Genomic DNA, 16,166 nt, shown 5'->3' with positions numbered 1-16,166 from the left:
GCAGGCCCCGGCGCGCTCACGCCGCCGGCGCCGCGCCGATCCACGCCGGCACGCCCAGCTGATCGAACGGCCCTCGAAGGTCGTCGGGCAGCGACGCGGCGATGCACAGGGGAGCGCCCGTCTCGGGGTGGGCGACGGCGAGCTCGGCCGCGTGCAGCGCGAGGCGGTGCAGCGCGTAGCGCTCGCGGAAGAGGCGGTTGTGCTCGCCCTTGCCGTAGTTCACGTCGCCGATGATCGGGTGGCTGATGTGCTTGAGGTGCCTCCGCACCTGGTGCAGGCGCCCCGTGCGCGGGCGCGCCTCGACCACGGCGTAGCGCTCGAGCGCGTGGAGGCGCTCGAAGTCGGTGACGGCCGGGACGCGCGGGCCCCCCTCGCGCCGCGGGATCGGGTGATCGACGCACCCGCGCTCGGGGGGCACGCCGCGGACGAGCGCCAGGTAACGCTTCCGCACGAGGCCCTGCTCGAACTGCGCGCAGAGCAGCGCCGCCGCGACCGCGTCGAGCGCGACGAGCAGCACGCCGCTCGTCGCGCGGTCGAGGCGGTGGACCGGAAAGACCTTCCGGCCCAGCGCCCGCTCGGCGAGATCGACGAACACGACCGGCGCGCTGCCCCAGCCGCGGTGCACGAGCAGCCCGGACGGCTTCGCGAAGGCGGCGACGCGGTCGTCCAGGTGGAGCAGGGAGAGCTGCATCGCGGAGGCCGCGCTCAGCCGGTCCCCAGGGCGAGGTACCGCGCGAGCCGCTGGTACAGGGCGGCCGCGAGCTCGGCGTCGTGGTCGCACACCTCGGCGAAGTCGTCCTTGCGGATCCGGATGAGCCGCGTCCGCGCCGCGGCCACGGGCAGATCGCCCTTGCGACGCGCGCCCACGAGCGACTCGGGGAAGAGCAGGCCCGAGGAGACGATCCGCCGCCCGTCGGCCAGGTCCACGGCCCCGTCGAGCACCAGGTAGGCGACAAGATCGCTCGCGACGTCGCGCGGGATACGATCGCCCGCGCCGAGCTCCACCTCCACGCCCGCCGCGAGCGCCCCGAGCACGGCGGCCGGGCTCATGCCGGCGAGGAGCGGGCAGGCGGAGATCACCGAGAGGTCGCGCGAGGACGGACCGGCGTCGTCCGCGCGCGTCACGAAGCGCTCCTTGATGTCGATGACGACCACGCTCGCGTTGTCGAGCCCGCCCCGGTCGCGCGCGTGCTTGAGGAGGCCCGCGGCGACGTCCTCGGGGCCGCCCTTCGCGCAGAAGCGGGAGAGCGACGCCTCGCTCTCGATCGCGTTGTGCACCCCGTCGGTGCAGAGGAGGATGCGATCGCCGCGCGAGAGATCGACGAACAGGGTGTCGACCGAGACGGTGCCCGCGAGCCCGATCGCGTTCACGAGCGGGTTCCGCTGCGGCTTCCTGGCCGGCGTCGCGTTGCCGGCCGCGCGGAGCGTGTCGTAGAGGGCGTGGTCCTGCGTGAGCTGGACGGTGGTGGTCGGGCGAACGAGGTACGCGCGGCTGTCGCCCGCGTGGGCGAAGAAGGCCCGGCTGTGCGCGAGCACAACGAAGTCGAGCGTCGTGCCCATCCCCTGGTAGCTCGGCTCGGTGCGGCGCGCCTCCAGGATGGCCGCGTGCGCCGCCTCGCCCACGCGGCGGAGCAGCGCGAACACCTCGCGGCGCGCCTCGATGTTCGGGTCGGCCACGTACGCGTCGAGGATGGCGGCCGCGGGCGGGCGGAGCACCTCGTCGCGCAACGTGTCGATCGCGATCTGGGCGGCGACCTCCCCGGCGGCGTGGCCGCCCATCCCGTCGGCGATGCCGAAGAGGGCGAGCTCGGGGCAACAGAGGATCCGGTCCTCGTTGCTCGGGCGGACGAGGCCGACATCGGTCGATGCGGCGAACTCGATGCGATAGTCGAAGCGCGGGAGGATCTGGGACACCGCGCCCAGGATAGACACCGTGCGGGCGGCGTCAAAATCGCGCGGCTCTTGACGACCGCGCGCCCGCTCGCCCGCGCTCGCCCCCCCGTCCCTGCGCCGCGCCGCGCGATCGTTGCCGGGGACACGCCGGCGGCCCGGCGCGCCGTGCGCACCGGCCGCGGCGAGGCCGTGCCCCCGGCAGACACACCAGCGTGCAACGCGCACGGATCCACGGTTGGCCCGACTCTCGCGTCTTCCGGGGGCATGCAACTCATCGAGGTGGACGTCGGGCGCTTTCGGCTCGAATTTGGCGGTGGGCTCGGGCTGGAGGTCATCCTCCTGTTCAGCCGCTCGGTGGCCTTCTGGCGCTGGGGTGGCGAGCTCGTTGCGGAGGTCAGCGTCGGCGTGAGCTGAGCCGGACAGCCGTCGTCTCGGCCCGCGCCCACCGGCCGGAGCAGCTTCGGGGCGCGCAGCGAAAGAGCCCCAGACGAAAAATTCCGGTAGGATTCGGCTCGACCGCATGAGGCCTTGCTGCTGTCTGCCATCCACCACGCTCGCTCCTGCCGCGGCGCTGCCGCAGGCTCGCACAGCGATTCCGCCGTTCACGCTCGAGCCCGGCGGGCCGGCGCGGCAAACGATCGCGCGCGCGGCTTGGCGCATCACCTGGAGCGCGCGATGACCGTGCAACCGCGGATCGACGTCGCCGCCATGCGGCGCGCCCTGTCCACCGCCGAGGCGGTGATGGCGCTGAACCCGCCCGAATCGCCGATGATCGACGGGTACCGGCTGTTCCGGGTGTCGGGCGGCGACGTCGCGTGGCTGGACATGCCCGCGAACGCCGGGGCGTACGCCGTCTTCGGCTCGCACCCGCGCTGCGACGTGAAATTCGCGTCAGGCGACGACGTGTGCGTGCGTCACCTGGTCGCCACCTGCTGCAACCTCCCCGACGGCGCCTTCGGCCTGCGGCTCATGGATCTGCAGACCTCGATCCCGTTCTTCGTCGACGACGACGTGCCGCGGCGGTCGATCGTGGTCAGCGGCCCGCTGCTCGTGCGCATCGGCAAGCATGTGGTCGGCGGGCTCCCGGTCGGGCCGCGCGCCTCGTCGCGCGTGCTGCAGGTGAGCTCGTGCGGGATGAGCGAGCCGCCGCGCGGGATCGAGAGCATCGCGGAGAAGCCCGCCGACAGCGCCGCGCCCCCGGCGCCGACCGAGGGCATCACGACGAGCCATCGGTTCGCTCGCGGGGAGATCTCGCACATCACGTCGGTCCGACCCGTCTCGCACATCGAGGAGATGGTGGCGCCGCGCGCGAAGACCGGGTACGTGCGGCTCACGCTGCAGTCGAGCGAGCGCAGCGCCGCGGTCGAGCTGCCCGAGCAGGCGCTCGACGACGGCGTGCTGCTCGGGCGCGCCGACAACTGCCTGGACCGCGGGCTGCGCGCCGTCCTGAGCACCCACATCTCGCGGACCCACCTGCTGCTCCTGCGCGACGGCACCGAGGTCATGGCCCTCGATCTCTGCTCGACGAACGGGACGAGGTACGCGGGCCAGAAGGTCCGCCGCGTGATGATCCCCACCGAGGGTCTGGCCCTCACCCTGGGCCCCGAGCTGACGCTGATCTGGCACCCGCAGACGTGAAGCCGGCCGCCCTCGCGGCGACGAGGGCCGAGGCCGGCGTCCTTCCGGCCTCGACCCTCGCCCCTCGCCGCCGCGCGGCGTTCGCTACGACAGGAGCTGGCGCGCGATGAGGATGCGCTGGATCTGGCTCGTGCCTTCGTAGATCTGGAGGACCTTCGCGTCGCGCATCATCTTCTCGACGGGGTACTCCTTCACGTAGCCGTTGCCGCCGAACACCTGCACGGCGTCCACGGCGGTCTGCATGGCGCTGTCGGCGCCGTAGGCCTTCGCGAAGCTCGAGACGATCGGGTCGCGCACCCCGTGATCGAGGTTCCACGCGGCCTTCTGGTAGAGCAGGCGCGTCCCCTCGACGCGGATCGCCATCTCCGCGAGCATCCACTGGATGAGCTGGTGGTTGCCGATCGGCTGGCCGAACGTCTTGCGCTCCTTGGCGTAGGCCACGCACTCCTCGAGGCAGCGCCGCATCAGGCCCGTCGCGGCCGCGCCGATGTCGGGGCGGGTCTGGTTGAACGTCTCCATCGCGAGCTTGAAGCCCTGGCCCTCCGGCGCGAGGAGGTTCTCCTTCGGCACCTTCACGTCATCGAGGAACACCTGCGCGGTGTCGCTCGCCCGCTGGCCGAGCTTGTCCTCCTTCTTGCCGACGCGGAGGCCGGGCGAGTCGCGATCGACGATGAACGCCGCGATCCCCTTGTGCCGGAGCTCCGGGTTCGAGGTCGCGAAGATGACGTAGTAGCGCGCGTAGCTCGCGTTCGTGATCCAGCACTTCTGCCCGTTCAGCACGTAGTCGTCGCCGTGCTTCACGAAGCGGGTCTTGAGCCCCGCGACGTCGCTGCCCGCGTCCGGCTCGCTCGTGCAGTAGCTCGCCATGATCGGCTCGGCGGTGAGCATGCCGAGGTACTTCTTCTTCTGCTCCTCGCTGCCCGCGAGCTTGATCGGCGTGAGCGCGAGGCCGTTCGCGAGGAAGCTCGTCTGGATCCCGGTGCACCCGTACGAGAGCTCCTCGGCGAGGAGGGCGTTCTCGAGCTCGCCCATCCCCGGGCCGCCGTACTCGGCCGGACAGGTCGGGTTGACGAGGCCGAGGTTCCAGCCCTCGATGAAGACGTCCATCGGGAAGTACGACTTCTGATCGCACTCGGCCGCGATCGGGGTGACGCGCTCCTTCGTGAAGCGCCGCGCCGTATCGATGAGAGCCTTGTGCTCTTCGCTCACAGAGAAATCGACCACGTGACCTCCGGCTAGTGCGGCGGGGACGGCGCTCACCGAGCCCGCCGGCAACGCGGGACGAGGGCTCGCGCCCCCGTCACTCCTTCATTCTGCGCTTACGTCGCTCGAGCTCGGCGCGCACGGCGCGGCTGCCCAGGATGTAGCCGACGATCAGCCCCAGCATCAGCACCACGGGGATGTAGAGCGCGTGCTGCGGGGTCATCTCCCCGAGGTTCGGCATCAGCTCGTCCCCTGGCCCGCGCCGGCCCGCGCCTTCTGCACGGCGGCCTCGAGCGCGTCGATCCGCCGGTCGATCTGCTTCTGCCGGCGCCAGGAGAGGAAGACCATCGCGAAGATGATGAGCCAGATCGCGGCGTAGGCCTCGACGAGCAGCTTCTCTCCGCTCTGCATCTGGTTTCCGCCCTCCACGGGGCGGAACGCCTGCGCTCGGTCGTCCGTGGCCGTGCCCGTCGGTTGCTGCAGGGCCGCGTGGGAGAACAAGGAATGAAGGGATTTCACGTTATCAGTCCTCTCCGATACCGACTTCGAGGGCCTCTTGCTCGAGCTCCGCGAGCCGCGCCGACGCGAGATCGACGCGGAGGCGCGCCCACAGGAGGGCGAGGGAGAGCAGGGTGAAAGAGAGGAAGCCGAGGCCGAGCGCCAGCTTCATGTCCGGGTGCCCGAGGCCGCCGCCCTTGCCCGTGATGACCGTGGGGTGATTGCCGCCCCACATCTTCACCGAATAATGGATGATCGGCAGGTTGGCCGCGCCGAGGACGCCGAGGGCCGCGGCGAACTTGCGCTCGGCATCGCTGTCGCCCGTGAAGGCGCGGAGCACGACATAGGCGATGTAGATAAGGACGCTGAGCAGCGAGGTCGTCAGGCGCGGGTCCCACGTCCAGTACACGCCCCACGCCTTGGCGGCCCAGAGCGGGCCGGTGATAAGGACGATGAGACCCATCGCCACGGCGACCTGCGCGCCGGATTTCGCCAGCGAGTCCCACCACTGCGTGCCGCGCGCGAGGTAGCCGGCGGAGCCGATGAAGCAGGCGGTCGCGCCGAGGTACATCGCGTACCCGGCCGGGGCGTGGAAGTAGAAGATCTTCTGCACGATCCCCATCGAGGCCTCCGTCGGCACGACGTAGGCGACGAAATGGAGGGTGCCGATGATGGCGAGGGCCGACGCGGCGAGCAGGACCGAGAAGGCGATGCTGGAGCCTCCCGACGCGCCGCGCACGCCGCCCGCCGTCGCATCCCCGCTCGCTGCCAAAGCCACCCTGCGCGGCACCCGCTCGTCGTTGGCTCCCATGCTGGCGCGCCACCGTAGTGCCAAGGACGGTCGCGTTCAAGCCGCGGTTGGGGTCGGACGCGGGGCGGGCGAAGGTCGGCGAGGCGGCGGCGAAGGTCGGCGAGGGGCGGCGGCGAAGGGCGGCGAGGCGGCGGCGAAGGGCGGCGAGGGGCGGCGGCGAGGCGATCCCCGCGCTCAGCGCGGCCGCCCCCTTGGTCAAGTACCGTCCGGAGCGATCGCGTCCCAGCCGGTCGCCTTCGCGAGGCGCGACATCGCCATGTCGAGCTCCATCGTCGCGTTCAGCTGGTTGAAGCGGTTCGTGGCGTACGCCTTGGCTGGATCAATCAAGTCCTTCTCCGCCATCGTCCCGACGTCGATTCCTGTCTGCACCATCACGAGCCAGCGCTTCCCGTACCTGGCCGCCTTCGTGTAGGCCTCGAGGCGCTTCTGGGCCTCCACGACCTCGGCGTAGGCGGTCTCGACCTCGGTCGCGACCCCGCCCATGGCGAAGCGCTGCGTCGCGGCCATCTCCTCGAGCTGCGCCTCGGCGAAGCGGATGCGCGCCGACTGCGGGAGCAGGTCGAGCTTCCATTGCAGCACGAGCGCGGCGCCGTAGTGGAAGTAGTTGCCGGGGTCGCTCGTGAACGGGTTCAGCTGATCCGCGACCTCGGGCGCGGCGCTCACCCCGACCTGCAGGCCGACGCCGATGTCGGGGAACAGCTGCGCGCGCGCGAGCCGCACCTGCGCGGACCTCGCGTCGAGGCCCGCGCGCGCCTGCGCGATCTCCGGCCGGTACAGGCGCGCCGCGGTCAGGTATCGGCTGACGTGCCCGAGCCGGTGCGTCGGCGGGCGGATCGGGACGTCGGGGATGTCGAGCTCCGGGACGCCCGTGTAAAAGCGCAGCCCCGCCAGCGCGACCGAGACGTATTTTTCGACCTCCGCCGCGCGCGCCTCGAGCTCGGCCCCGAAGGTCTGGAGCTTGAGCAGCTCGATCGGATCGCCGTCGTCGCTCTCGACCTGCTCCTCCAGGCGGCGGAGCGCCTTGTCCATCTCGGCCCTCACGTCCGTGAGCAGGCTCCGCGAGTCGCGCGCGAGCTGGAGGCCGAAGTAGGCCTTGCGGACGTCGAGCCGCACCGCGTCCCGCTCCTTCTCCACGTTCGCCTGGTTCACGCGGACGTTCGCCTCGGCGGCGTCCCAGAGGCTCGTGATCTTCCCGAAGGTCCAGAGCGGCACCACGCCGTCGATGTTGGCGCGCCAGGCGACCCCGAGGCTCGAGGTGAGCGAGACGTCGGTGTTCGGGCTGAAGATGTTGTTGCCGCGGACGGTCGGCGCGAGCGCGACGCCGCCGGTCAGCTTGAACTGCGAGAACGGGGCGTAGCGGGCCTCGTCGAGCTGCGCGCGGACCTGGTTGAGCTTCGCGCGGGCGGCGAGGACGTGCGGGTGATTGCGGTCGGCGAGCGCGAGGACGCGGGGGAGATCGTGGATCATCGCCGCCTGTCTCGGGGGAGCCCCGCCGGTGTCGGCGGCGGCAGCGGGGAGCGGGGCGAGCCGGACCGCGAGGGAGACGGCGGCGGCGGCAAGGGCACCTCGTGCAGCGCGTCGGGCCATTTTCGGCGCAACGTAGCACGAGCCGGCCACGCGCTCGCGCGGCGCACGGCGCGCGGCGCACGGCGCCCGCCGCGCGCGTCAGTCCGCCTCATCCCCGTCCGGCGCCGCCGCGGTCCCCGCCTCTTCCACGTCCCCCGCTCCGTCCCCCTCGGCCGCCTCGTCTCCCCTCGACGCGACCTTTTTCTTGAGCCTCCGGAAATTCGAGCGATCCATGCCCGCCCGGCGCGCCGCCTCGCTGAGGTTGTTGCCCGTGCGCTGCAGCAGGCGCCCGATGTAGATCTGATCGAACGCGTCGACGGCGCGCTCCTTGGCCTCCGCGTACGGGAGCTCGCAGAGCTGCGCGGGCAGGACGAGCGCGTCCCTCGGAGGGCGCCGATCCGGCCCCGCGCGCCCCGACACCGAGGGCGGCAGATCCGCGGGCAGGATCGCGTCGCCGCGCGCGGAGAGCACGGCGTGCTCGATCGCGCTCTCGAGCTCGCCCGCGTTGCCCGGCCAGGCGTGCTCGCGCAGGAGGCGCGCCGCCTCGGGGCCGATCCGCTTGACGTCGCGCTCGTGCCTGCGCGCGCACCGGCGCAGGAAGTGGCTCGCGAGCAGCGCGATGTCCTCCCGGCGCCGCCGGAGCGGCGGCAGCTCGATGACGATGACGCCGAGGCGGTACAGGAGATCGTCCCGGAACTGGCCGGCGGAGGCGCGCTCCCTCAGATCGGCGCACGTCGACGCGATGACACGGACGTCGACGCGGCGCGGCTCGCCCCCGGGCCCCGCGACCTCGCCGCGCGTGAGGACCCGCAGCAGCCTGGCCTGCGCCTCGAGCGGCAGCGCCGAGACCTCGTCGAGGAAGAGCGTGCCGCTGTCCGCCGCCTCGATCAGGCCCCCGCCGACGCGCCCGTCCGGCGAGGTCTCGCGCTCCCCGCCGAAGAGCTCCTCCTCGGCGCGCGGCGCCGGGAGCGCGCTGCAGTCGACCGCGACGAACCGCCGCCCGGCGCGCGGCCCGCGCCGGTGGACGGCGCGCGCGACGAGCTCCTTGCCCGTCCCGCGCTCGCCCGACAGCAGGATGGGCGCGCCCACGGACGCCACGCCGAGCGCCCTCCGGGTTGCGTCCTGCATCGCGGCGGAGCTCGCGATCACCTCGCCGAGCTGCTCGTGCTCGCCGACGCGCTCCTCGAGGGCCCTCGCGCGCTCGGCGAGCCGCCGGCGCTCGATGGCGCGCTCGATCGCGATCGAGAGCGCGGCCTCCGGCTCGACGGGCTTCATCACGAACGCGTAGGCGCCGGCGCGCACGGCCGCGACCGCGGCGTCGACCTCGTCGTGGCCGGCCATCACCACGACCTCGACGTCGGGGTACGCCGCCTTGATCTGGTCGAGCACCTCGGCGCCGCTCATGCGCGGCATGGCGAGGTCGAGCAGCACCGCCTCGACGCGGGTGGTCGCGAGCAGCCCGAGCGCCGCGGGGCCGTCCTCCGCGGTGAGGACGTCGAAGTCGCGCACGAGCGCGCGCGCGAGGCCGCGGCGCTGGGCCGGCTCGTCGTCGACGAGGAGGATACGGGCGCGGGCTCTGGCGTTCACGAGGCGGGGCGGCGGGGCAGGATCAGATGGGCTTGCGTGAGGTGAGCGGCGCGAGATCGGCGCCCCGGCGCGTCTGCGGCTCCCTCGGCTCGTCCTGGGCCGCGGCGAAGGCGGGATCGCTGGACCGCCGGAGCTTGCCCGGGGGCGGCGGGGGCGGCGGCTCGGCGCTCCCGGTCGGCGTGTAGATCTGGCCGTGCTGCTGGAAGACGCAGATCCGGTTGCCGCCCTCGCGCTTCGCCTGGTGGAGCGCGCTCTCGGCGGCGCGGATGAGCGCGTCCTTGGAGCGGACGTCGCGCGAGGGGTAGAGCGAGACGCCGATCGACACGCTGCACGGCCTCGACGCGCCGCCGAACTCGACCGGGTTGCCGGAGGCCTCGCGCCAGATCCGCTCGGCCACGGTCAGCGACCCGGCGAAGTGCGTGCTCGGCAGGACGATGAGGAACTCCTCGCCGCCGTAGCGCGCGATCACGTCGACCTCCCGGACCGAGCGGCGGATCCCGTCGGCGACGCGCCGGATCACGGCGTCGCCGAGCGTGCGCCCCCCGATCTCGTTCATCGCCTTCAGCCGGTCGATGTCGACGAGGACGCAGGCGAACGGCTCGTGGTAGCGCTCCGCGCGCTTGAACTCCTCGTTGAGCCGCGTGAAGAGGTAGCGGTAGTTGTAGAGCCCCGTCATCTCGTCGTGGATCGAGAGCTGCTCCAGGTAGGCGCGCTGCGCCGCGACGTGGTCGTGCAGCCGCTTGATCCGGAGCATCGAGCCGACCCGCGCGAGCAGCTCCTCCTCCTCGAACGGCTTGCACACGTAATCGTCGGCGCCGATCTTGAGCCCCTCGACCCGGCTCGCGGTGTCGCTCTTCACCGTGACCAGCACGACGGGGAGGAACGTCTCTGCGGTCATGCTCTTGAGCAGCCGGCACGCCTCGAGGCCCGTGAGCCGGGGCATCACGATGTCGAGGAGGGCGAGGTCGACGCCTCCCCGGCCGATGAGCTCGATCGCCTCCTGGCCGTCGTCGACCGCCTCGACCTGGAAGCCGGCCTTCTGGAGGATGCTCACAAGCATCTGGCGCGCGAGGCGGTCGTCGTCGGCGACAACGATCCTGGCCGGTCGGCTGCTCAGGAGCTCGGCCGGCACAGAGAGCGGAGCGCCACGGATGTCCTCGCTGTTCGGCACGGGCACATCCTCCCTTCGGGCGGGGCCGGGCGCAACGAGATCGCACGACGGCGGAAGCCGCCTCGTCGCCGGTCACGCGGTCCGCTCGCCGGCGCCGCGCCGGCGCGCCGCGCCGGCCCTCGCATGGATTGCGCGCGCGTTGCCTGTCGCGCGCGGGCTGTCATCGCCCTGGTTTCGCGGTAAGGACCCCCGCATGAATCAGGCGCGGTTCTGGAAGCTCGCGGCGGTCGCGCTGGCCTTCACGCTCGGCGTGATCGTGTGGGGCGCGTTCGTGCGCGCGACAGGCTCGGGGGCCGGTTGCGGCAGCCACTGGCCGACGTGCAACGGCGACGTCATCCCACGTTCTCCGAGCGCGGCGACCTTCATCGAGTTCACGCACCGCGCCACCTCGGGCGTCGCTTTCCTGCTCGTCGCGCTGCAGCTCGTCTGGGCCCTGGTCGCGTACCCGGCGGGCCACCCGGTGCGCGGCGGCGCGGCCGCGTCGATGCTGCTCATGGTCACCGAGGCGGCGGTCGGCGCCGGCATCGTCCTGCTCGAGTACGTCGCCAACGACGCGTCGGCGGCCCGCGCGCTCTGGATGGCCGTGCACCTCATCAACACGTTCCTGCTGGTGGGCGCCATGACGTGCACGCTCTACTGGGCGCGCGGGGGCCGGCGCGTGCGCCTGCGCGGCCAGGGCGCGACGGGCGCGCTGCTCGCCGCCGCGCTCCTGGGCGTCCTCGCGGTGGGGGTGACGGGGGCCATCGCGGCGCTCGGCGACACGCTCTTCGCGGCGGGCTCGCTCCGCGAGGGATTCGCGCAGGACTTCTCGCCCACGGCGCACTTCCTTGTGTCGCTGCGCGTGCTGCACCCGGTCGTGGCAGGGGTCGTGAGCGTTTACCTGCTCTACGCCCGCGGCGCGGTCGCGGCCCGGCGCCCTTCGCCGCTCGTCGAGCGGCTCGGGGCGGCGACCGGAGGGCTCGTGCTGCTGCAGATCGGCGCGGGGGTCCTCAACCTGCTGCTGCTCGCGCCGGTGTGGATGCAGCTCGTCCACCTCCTGCTCGCCGACGCGCTGTGGATGGTCCTCGTCACGCTCGCGGCCGCCGCGCTGAGCGAGCCGGCCGCGGCGGCGGACGCGGGCCCGCGCGGGGAGAAGGCGCAGCCGGAGGCGGTCGCCACCCTGGGGTAGCCCGACGCGCGCGCTAGAACTCGGTCGAGCTCTCGTCGCTGCCCGCGGGCTCCTGCGAGATCGTGGGGCGGACGGCGCGCTTTCGCTGTTCTTCGGCCTGCGCTGGGGCGCGCTGCTCGGGGATGGACGGGGGGAAGTCGACCTGCAGCACGATCCCCTGATCGGTCTCGACCACGCGGTAGGTCGCGTCGGTCTGCGCGCGCAGGTCGATCACCATGTCGAGGTCGTTGCCCTGGTCGACGAGCTGCACCTGGGCCACCGGGGTCGCGAAGAACGAGGTGACGAGCGGGAAGCGGTTCGTCTGGATCGCCCCCGCCCCCTTCATCCGGTAGACAAGGCGTCCCGCGGCCTTCGACTCGGCGACGTCGACCTTGCCGCCCTGGATCTGCACGAAGACGCGCGAGCCCCCGGTCGGGAGCATGCGGAAGCCGGGGAAGGTGGCGACCGGCCGCCCGGTGACATCCAGCGGCGCCTCCTTCGGCTTCGGCTTGCGCGCGCGGGGGGCGCGCTTCCGGGGGGCCTGCGCGGCGCCGGCCGCCGTCTTCTGCGGGGCGGCGGCCTTCGCCGGCGCCGGGGCGGCGGCCTTCGGGGCGGCCGGAGCGCCCTGCGCGAGGGCCAGCGGCGAGGCGAGGCCGAGGGCCAGCGAGAGGCTCAGCGAGAAGCTCAGCGAGAGATGCCGGGGAGGTCGCACCGAACCAGTACAGCACGACCGCCTGGCCCGGAGAAGACGGCAGCACGTTAAGCTCGACACGTGCCGCCTCGCGTCGCCCGCCTCTCGCACGTCATCGGCGTCGACGACGCGCCGTTCGCCCGCGACCACCGCGGCGACGTGCCGATCGTCGGGACCGTCTTCGCGGGGCTGCGCCTCGAGGGGGTGCTCTCGACCCGCGTCCGCCGCGACGGACGGAACGCGACGCCGGCGATCGCCGCGATGATCCGCGGCTCCCGCTTCTACGCTCAGGCGCACGTGGTCATGCTCCAGGGCATCGCGGTGGCGGGGTTCAACGTGGTCGACATCGCGGCGCTGCGCGACGCCCTCGCCCTCCCGATCGTGGTGGTGGCGCGGCGCCTCCCGAACCTCGACGCGATCCGCGACGCGCTCCTGTCGCGCGTCCGGGGAGGGCGCCGCAAGTGGGCGCTCATCGAGCGCGCCGGCCCGATGGAGCCGGTCGCGGGCGTGTACGTGCAGCGCGCCGGGATCTCGCTGGAGGACACGAGCGCGCTGATCTCGCGGCTCTCCGTGCACGGCCATCTCCCCGAGCCCCTGCGCGCCGCGCACCTCATCGCCGGCGGGCTGACCACCGGCGAGAGCCGCGGGCGCGCGTGACGGAGCGCTAGAGCTGCCGCCGGCTGGGCGCGCTGGCGGTGCCCGGCTTCTCGACCTTCTTACCGCGGCCGGTCACCTTCGAGTAGATGACGTCGAGGTTGGCGGTGATGTCGAGATAGAACTGAGCTTCAGGGCTGTAGAAGAAGCTCCTCCGCTGGCCGCCGTAGCCGATCTGCCGGTCCGTGTTGTTGTAGCCGAGCGTGAGGTCGACGACCTCGAAGACCGGGTAGTTCACGCTGACGTCGAAGGCCGTCTGGGGGACGTAGGTCGTTCCCTGGGAGCCGTCGTACGGGGCGCAGCCGGTCTGGGTGGCGACACACCCCCCTTCGAACTCGTGCTTGAAGTCGCTGAGCAGCCCGAAGCTCGTCGCCAGGGAGAGGTCCTTGTAGAGCGGCAGGTCGAGCTGAAGGCTCGTGGCCAGGCGATCCATGGCCAGGGACGAGCCGGTCAGCTGGTCATCGGGCGCCACCGCACCGCTCGGGGTCATCCGCTCTTGCCCGAGGCCACCCTTCACCGGCGTGTACGACTCCGCGAACAGGTGCGCGTAGGTCACGCCGAGCGTCGCCGTCAGGTTGTTGAGCCCGTCGGCCTTCGAGCCGAGCAGCTTGATCTTCTGGATGATCTGCGGGCCGACCGACACCGTGAAGTACTTGCCCGCGTTCCAGCTCGCCGGCGAGGTCGGCAGGATCAACCGCAGCCGCATGGCGGCGTCCGTCTTGTACTCTCCTCGCTCCGCGCCACCGCTCTCCCAGAGCTCGCGGCTGTACCGGGCGTTGAGGGCCACGTCCTTGAACTGCGGCTCCCGGTAGTGCGTCGTGATGTCGCTGTTCGTGAGCTCGGTGACCCAGCCGATGTCGGCGGACACCGCGACTTTGTCCTTGGGCCGATCGAGCACGTAGAAGTTCGGCCGAAACGTGAAGTCCCAGCCGTAGACCTGGATGGCAGGGATGTACTCCCCGCCAACGCCGAAGAGGGTCGTGCTGCCGCCCTGGTTCCAGGTGAACGTCGACCCGCGCCAGCGCAGGGTCGTCTCTTCTTCGTCCTCCAGCAAGGTGTCGGCCGCGGTGACCTGGTTCCACCGCACTGCAGGCGACGTGGCCGGCCCTGCCTCGGGTCCCGGGGTCGCCCTGGGAGTCAGCGGCTGCACCGGAGGCGCCGGCTCCGCGGGGGGCGCCGGCTCGGCGGGCGGAGCAGCAACGGGCCCAGCTGCAACGCCAGGGGCACCGGGAGCGGCTGGGGCACCGGGAGCGACAGGAGCACCGGGAGCAGGCGGGGAGGCTTCCGGGGCAACAGGCGCCGGAGCAGTCGGCTGAGCTTGCTCGGCGGGCGGAGCCGGATCGGCCGGCGGGGCTTTCGCCGGCTCGGGCGGCGTCTGCGCGGACGCCACCGAGACGCTGCCCAGGATACCGGCAGCCACAAGCATCGATCGGAACGTCATCTCCACTCCCTCTCCTGGTCGCTTCGGACCCTCACGCTCCACCGCGCGCCCGGCCAGACGTCCGCCCGCGCTCCGCACGCCCCCCGGCGTTCAGCCCGCCGGGAACCCTGCTCGGTCGGCCCCCTCTGCAGAAAACATACCCTGCCCCAATAGGACGGTAAATATTTGAAATAATTGATTATTTATGGCCACAGCCGAGGGCGCGTTACCCCGCTGACGCGCGCCCCCGTTGCGAATGTGACGATGCCTGAAGTAAGCCAACGGGCCATGGAGCCGATGTCCTTCCCGGGCGACAGGGACTCGCCCCTCTCGTCGCCATCCCCCGGAGGCCGCCGCGGCGACGACGCAGGGGGCCTCCGGCCCACCGAGATCAACGCCCTCCTGGGCCGCGGCACGCACTTCGAAGGCAAGCTCTTCTTCGAGGGCCGGGTGCGCATCGACGGCAGCTTCCGCGGCGAGATCCGCGGCGAAGACGTGCTCGTGATCGGCGACGGCGCGCTCGTGATCGGGGAGATCCACGTGGTCACGTGCATCGTCACGGGCGGCGAGGTCCAGGCGAGCATCCGCGCCCGCGATGCGATCGAGCTCTACGCGCCGTCCAAGGTGACCGGCGCGCTGCACGCGCCCGCCATCTTCATCGATCGCGGCGTGCAGTTCGACGGCTCCTGCAAGATGGCGCCTCTCGAGGAAGAGCCTGGCGAGCGGCCTGTGCGGCCGCCCGCGGCGTCCTCCGAGCCCGACGCCGACGCCATCGGACAAGCTGCGAGGGCCGCCGAGGACGGCGGCGGCACCGCGCAGCGCGGCGCGGCCGCGAAGCGCTCCGACGCCGACCGCTGAATTCCGACCTCCGTCGAAGATCCCACAATTTCTGTAACGTGCAGGGGTGCGGCTGCCCGCTCAGCGAGGTACATGTAGTGAGCGGCTGCGCTCTCGCCCGCCCGAGGCGCACGCCCACGACGTGGCCGGCAGCCCACACACCGACGGACGCTGCTCGCACAGGAGAGTCCATGAAGAAGCTGTGGTCCCTGTCCCTGATCGCCTTCTCGCTCGCCGTCCTCGCCCTCTCGCTCTCGCCACGCATGGCCCGCGCCGCCGACGCCGAGTCGGAGAAGCTCGCGTCGCTCGGCAAGGCGCTCCGGTACACCCTGAAGACCACCGGGCCGGCCTCCGCGATCGACACAGGGGGCGCAGCGATCCTCGTCAAAGCGCCCCTGCCGGCCGTCCGGAAGCTCGTCACCTCCTACGGCAGCTACAAGACCTTCATCAGCTCCTTTGACCAGAGCCGCGTGCTCGCGAAGCGCAAAGGCACGAGCGAGGTCTATCTCCAGGTGCCAATCCTGAACGGCGCCGCGCACATCTGGACCGTCGCCGACATGTCGCCGCCCACGAAGGACGGCGCCGACGAGGTGATCTCCGGGCGCTACAAGCGCGGCAACGTCTCCGATTTCCGTGCCCGGTGGCGGCTCCGCGCCGTCGATGAGCACCACACCATCGTGAAGCTCGAGCTCTTCGTCGACCCGAAGCTCCCCTTCCCGGCCTCGGTCGTCACCACGCAGCTCGCCAGGGCGGCCGACAAGGCGGTGACAGCGGTGCGGACTCGCGCGCAGGCCGCGGCGCCCGCCAGCGCGCAGGCGAGCACCACGGCCGCCGCCGCCCCCGGCGCCTCGCCCGGCGCCGCCGCGAGCGCGACCGCGACCGCCCCGAGCGGCTCCGCCCCGGTCACGCAAGCCGGCGAACAGAGCCGCACGCCGGCGACTCCCGCCCCGCCGCCAGAGTCCATGTCCGACCGGCCGCCGGCCGATGGCGACAGCGTGCGCCGCCAGAAGGACATGGCGCGCCGGTAGCCCCCCTTCCGCTGACTGGGCA

General features: G+C 72.3%; 17 protein-coding genes. 6 read left to right on the top strand and 11 right to left on the bottom strand.

All coding sequences use genetic code 11. The features are described from left to right. Positions 1–16: 16 nt before the first annotated feature. Both WME75_RS14740 and WME75_RS14735 read right to left on the bottom strand, forming a co-directional pair. On the bottom strand, positions 17–691 hold the full coding sequence (locus WME75_RS14740; RefSeq protein ID WP_437490950.1) for a pseudouridine synthase: 675 nt from the start codon (positions 689–691) through the stop codon (positions 17–19). A 14-nt stretch (positions 692–705) separates the two neighbouring features. After that, positions 706–1,914 carry a protein phosphatase 2C domain-containing protein gene (locus WME75_RS14735; RefSeq protein WP_437490948.1) on the bottom strand — a complete coding sequence of 403 codons (1,209 nt, stop codon included), beginning with the start codon at positions 1,912–1,914 and terminating at the stop codon, positions 706–708. Between the two features lie 243 nt (positions 1,915–2,157). Here WME75_RS14735 and WME75_RS14730 point away from each other — a divergent pair, with 243 nt between their 5' ends. Then, positions 2,158–2,307 (top strand): hypothetical protein, encoded by a 150-nt coding sequence (locus tag WME75_RS14730; protein WP_020735437.1) that lies wholly within the window; start codon positions 2,158–2,160, stop codon positions 2,305–2,307. Between the two features lie 261 nt (positions 2,308–2,568). Continuing rightward, complete coding sequence (locus WME75_RS14725; RefSeq protein WP_437490945.1) at positions 2,569–3,531, top strand: FHA domain-containing protein; 963 nt, start codon at positions 2,569–2,571, stop codon at positions 3,529–3,531. Between the two features lie 84 nt (positions 3,532–3,615). Here the strand turns inward: WME75_RS14725 and WME75_RS14720 are convergent, their stop codons facing one another. From WME75_RS14720 to WME75_RS14690, 7 genes are all read right to left on the bottom strand, one after another. Further along, entirely contained in the window at positions 3,616–4,755 is a 1,140-nt protein-coding gene (locus WME75_RS14720; protein ID WP_437490943.1) for an acyl-CoA dehydrogenase family protein, read from the bottom strand. Positions 4,756–4,831: 76 nt separating this feature from the next. Continuing rightward, the gene (locus tag WME75_RS14715) at positions 4,832–4,975 is read right to left on the bottom strand and encodes a hypothetical protein (protein WP_165373172.1); all 144 of its coding nucleotides are present in this window, start codon (positions 4,973–4,975) and stop codon (positions 4,832–4,834) included. After that, complete coding sequence (locus WME75_RS14710) at positions 4,975–5,253, bottom strand: CcmD family protein (protein WP_437490941.1); 279 nt, start codon at positions 5,251–5,253, stop codon at positions 4,975–4,977. The genes WME75_RS14715 and WME75_RS14710 overlap by 1 nt, the downstream gene beginning before the upstream one ends. Positions 5,254–5,257: 4 nt before the next feature. Then, positions 5,258–6,043 (bottom strand): cytochrome c biogenesis protein, encoded by a 786-nt coding sequence (locus WME75_RS14705; protein ID WP_437490938.1) that lies wholly within the window; start codon positions 6,041–6,043, stop codon positions 5,258–5,260. Between the two features lie 195 nt (positions 6,044–6,238). Next, positions 6,239–7,510 (bottom strand): TolC family protein, encoded by a 1,272-nt coding sequence (locus WME75_RS14700; RefSeq protein WP_437490936.1) that lies wholly within the window; start codon positions 7,508–7,510, stop codon positions 6,239–6,241. 198 nt (positions 7,511–7,708) lie between these two features. Next, complete coding sequence (locus tag WME75_RS14695) at positions 7,709–9,196, bottom strand: sigma-54-dependent transcriptional regulator (protein ID WP_437490933.1); 1,488 nt, start codon at positions 9,194–9,196, stop codon at positions 7,709–7,711. A gap of 22 nt (positions 9,197–9,218) precedes the next feature. Then, entirely contained in the window at positions 9,219–10,367 is a 1,149-nt protein-coding gene (locus WME75_RS14690) for a diguanylate cyclase (protein ID WP_437490930.1), read from the bottom strand. 193 nt (positions 10,368–10,560) lie between these two features. Here WME75_RS14690 and WME75_RS14685 point away from each other — a divergent pair, with 193 nt between their 5' ends. Continuing rightward, positions 10,561–11,535, top strand: coding sequence for a COX15/CtaA family protein (locus tag WME75_RS14685; protein ID WP_437490928.1), 975 nt, complete (start codon positions 10,561–10,563; stop codon positions 11,533–11,535). A 13-nt stretch (positions 11,536–11,548) separates the two neighbouring features. Here the strand turns inward: WME75_RS14685 and WME75_RS14680 are convergent, their stop codons facing one another. After that, positions 11,549–12,226, bottom strand: a complete 678-nt coding sequence (locus WME75_RS14680) for a hypothetical protein (RefSeq protein WP_437490926.1) — start codon at positions 12,224–12,226, stop codon at positions 11,549–11,551. A gap of 60 nt (positions 12,227–12,286) precedes the next feature. Here WME75_RS14680 and WME75_RS14675 point away from each other — a divergent pair, with 60 nt between their 5' ends. Then, on the top strand, positions 12,287–12,862 hold the full coding sequence (locus WME75_RS14675; RefSeq protein ID WP_437490923.1) for a DUF99 family protein: 576 nt from the start codon (positions 12,287–12,289) through the stop codon (positions 12,860–12,862). A gap of 7 nt (positions 12,863–12,869) precedes the next feature. On the opposite strand, the gene WME75_RS14670 is transcribed toward WME75_RS14675, so the two are convergent. Further along, a complete protein-coding gene (locus WME75_RS14670; protein WP_437490920.1) occupies positions 12,870–14,009 on the bottom strand; it encodes a hypothetical protein in 1,140 nt (379 codons plus the stop codon). A gap of 558 nt (positions 14,010–14,567) precedes the next feature. On the opposite strand from WME75_RS14670, the gene WME75_RS14665 reads away from it, so the two are divergent. Both WME75_RS14665 and WME75_RS14660 read left to right on the top strand, forming a co-directional pair. After that, positions 14,568–15,137: a bactofilin family protein gene (locus WME75_RS14665; RefSeq protein WP_437490917.1), complete on the top strand. Its 570-nt coding sequence runs from the start codon at positions 14,568–14,570 to the stop codon at positions 15,135–15,137. A 170-nt stretch (positions 15,138–15,307) separates the two neighbouring features. After that, positions 15,308–16,144: a type II toxin-antitoxin system RatA family toxin gene (locus tag WME75_RS14660; RefSeq protein WP_437490914.1), complete on the top strand. Its 837-nt coding sequence runs from the start codon at positions 15,308–15,310 to the stop codon at positions 16,142–16,144. The last annotated feature ends 22 nt before the right edge of the window (positions 16,145–16,166 follow it).

It is taken from the genome of Sorangium sp. So ce1014, assembly GCF_051521505.1.
GTDB lineage: Bacteria > Myxococcota_A > Polyangia > Polyangiales > Polyangiaceae > Sorangium.
Note: the sequence above shows the minus strand (reverse complement) of the source record. Positions and strands in the feature narration are given on the sequence as shown.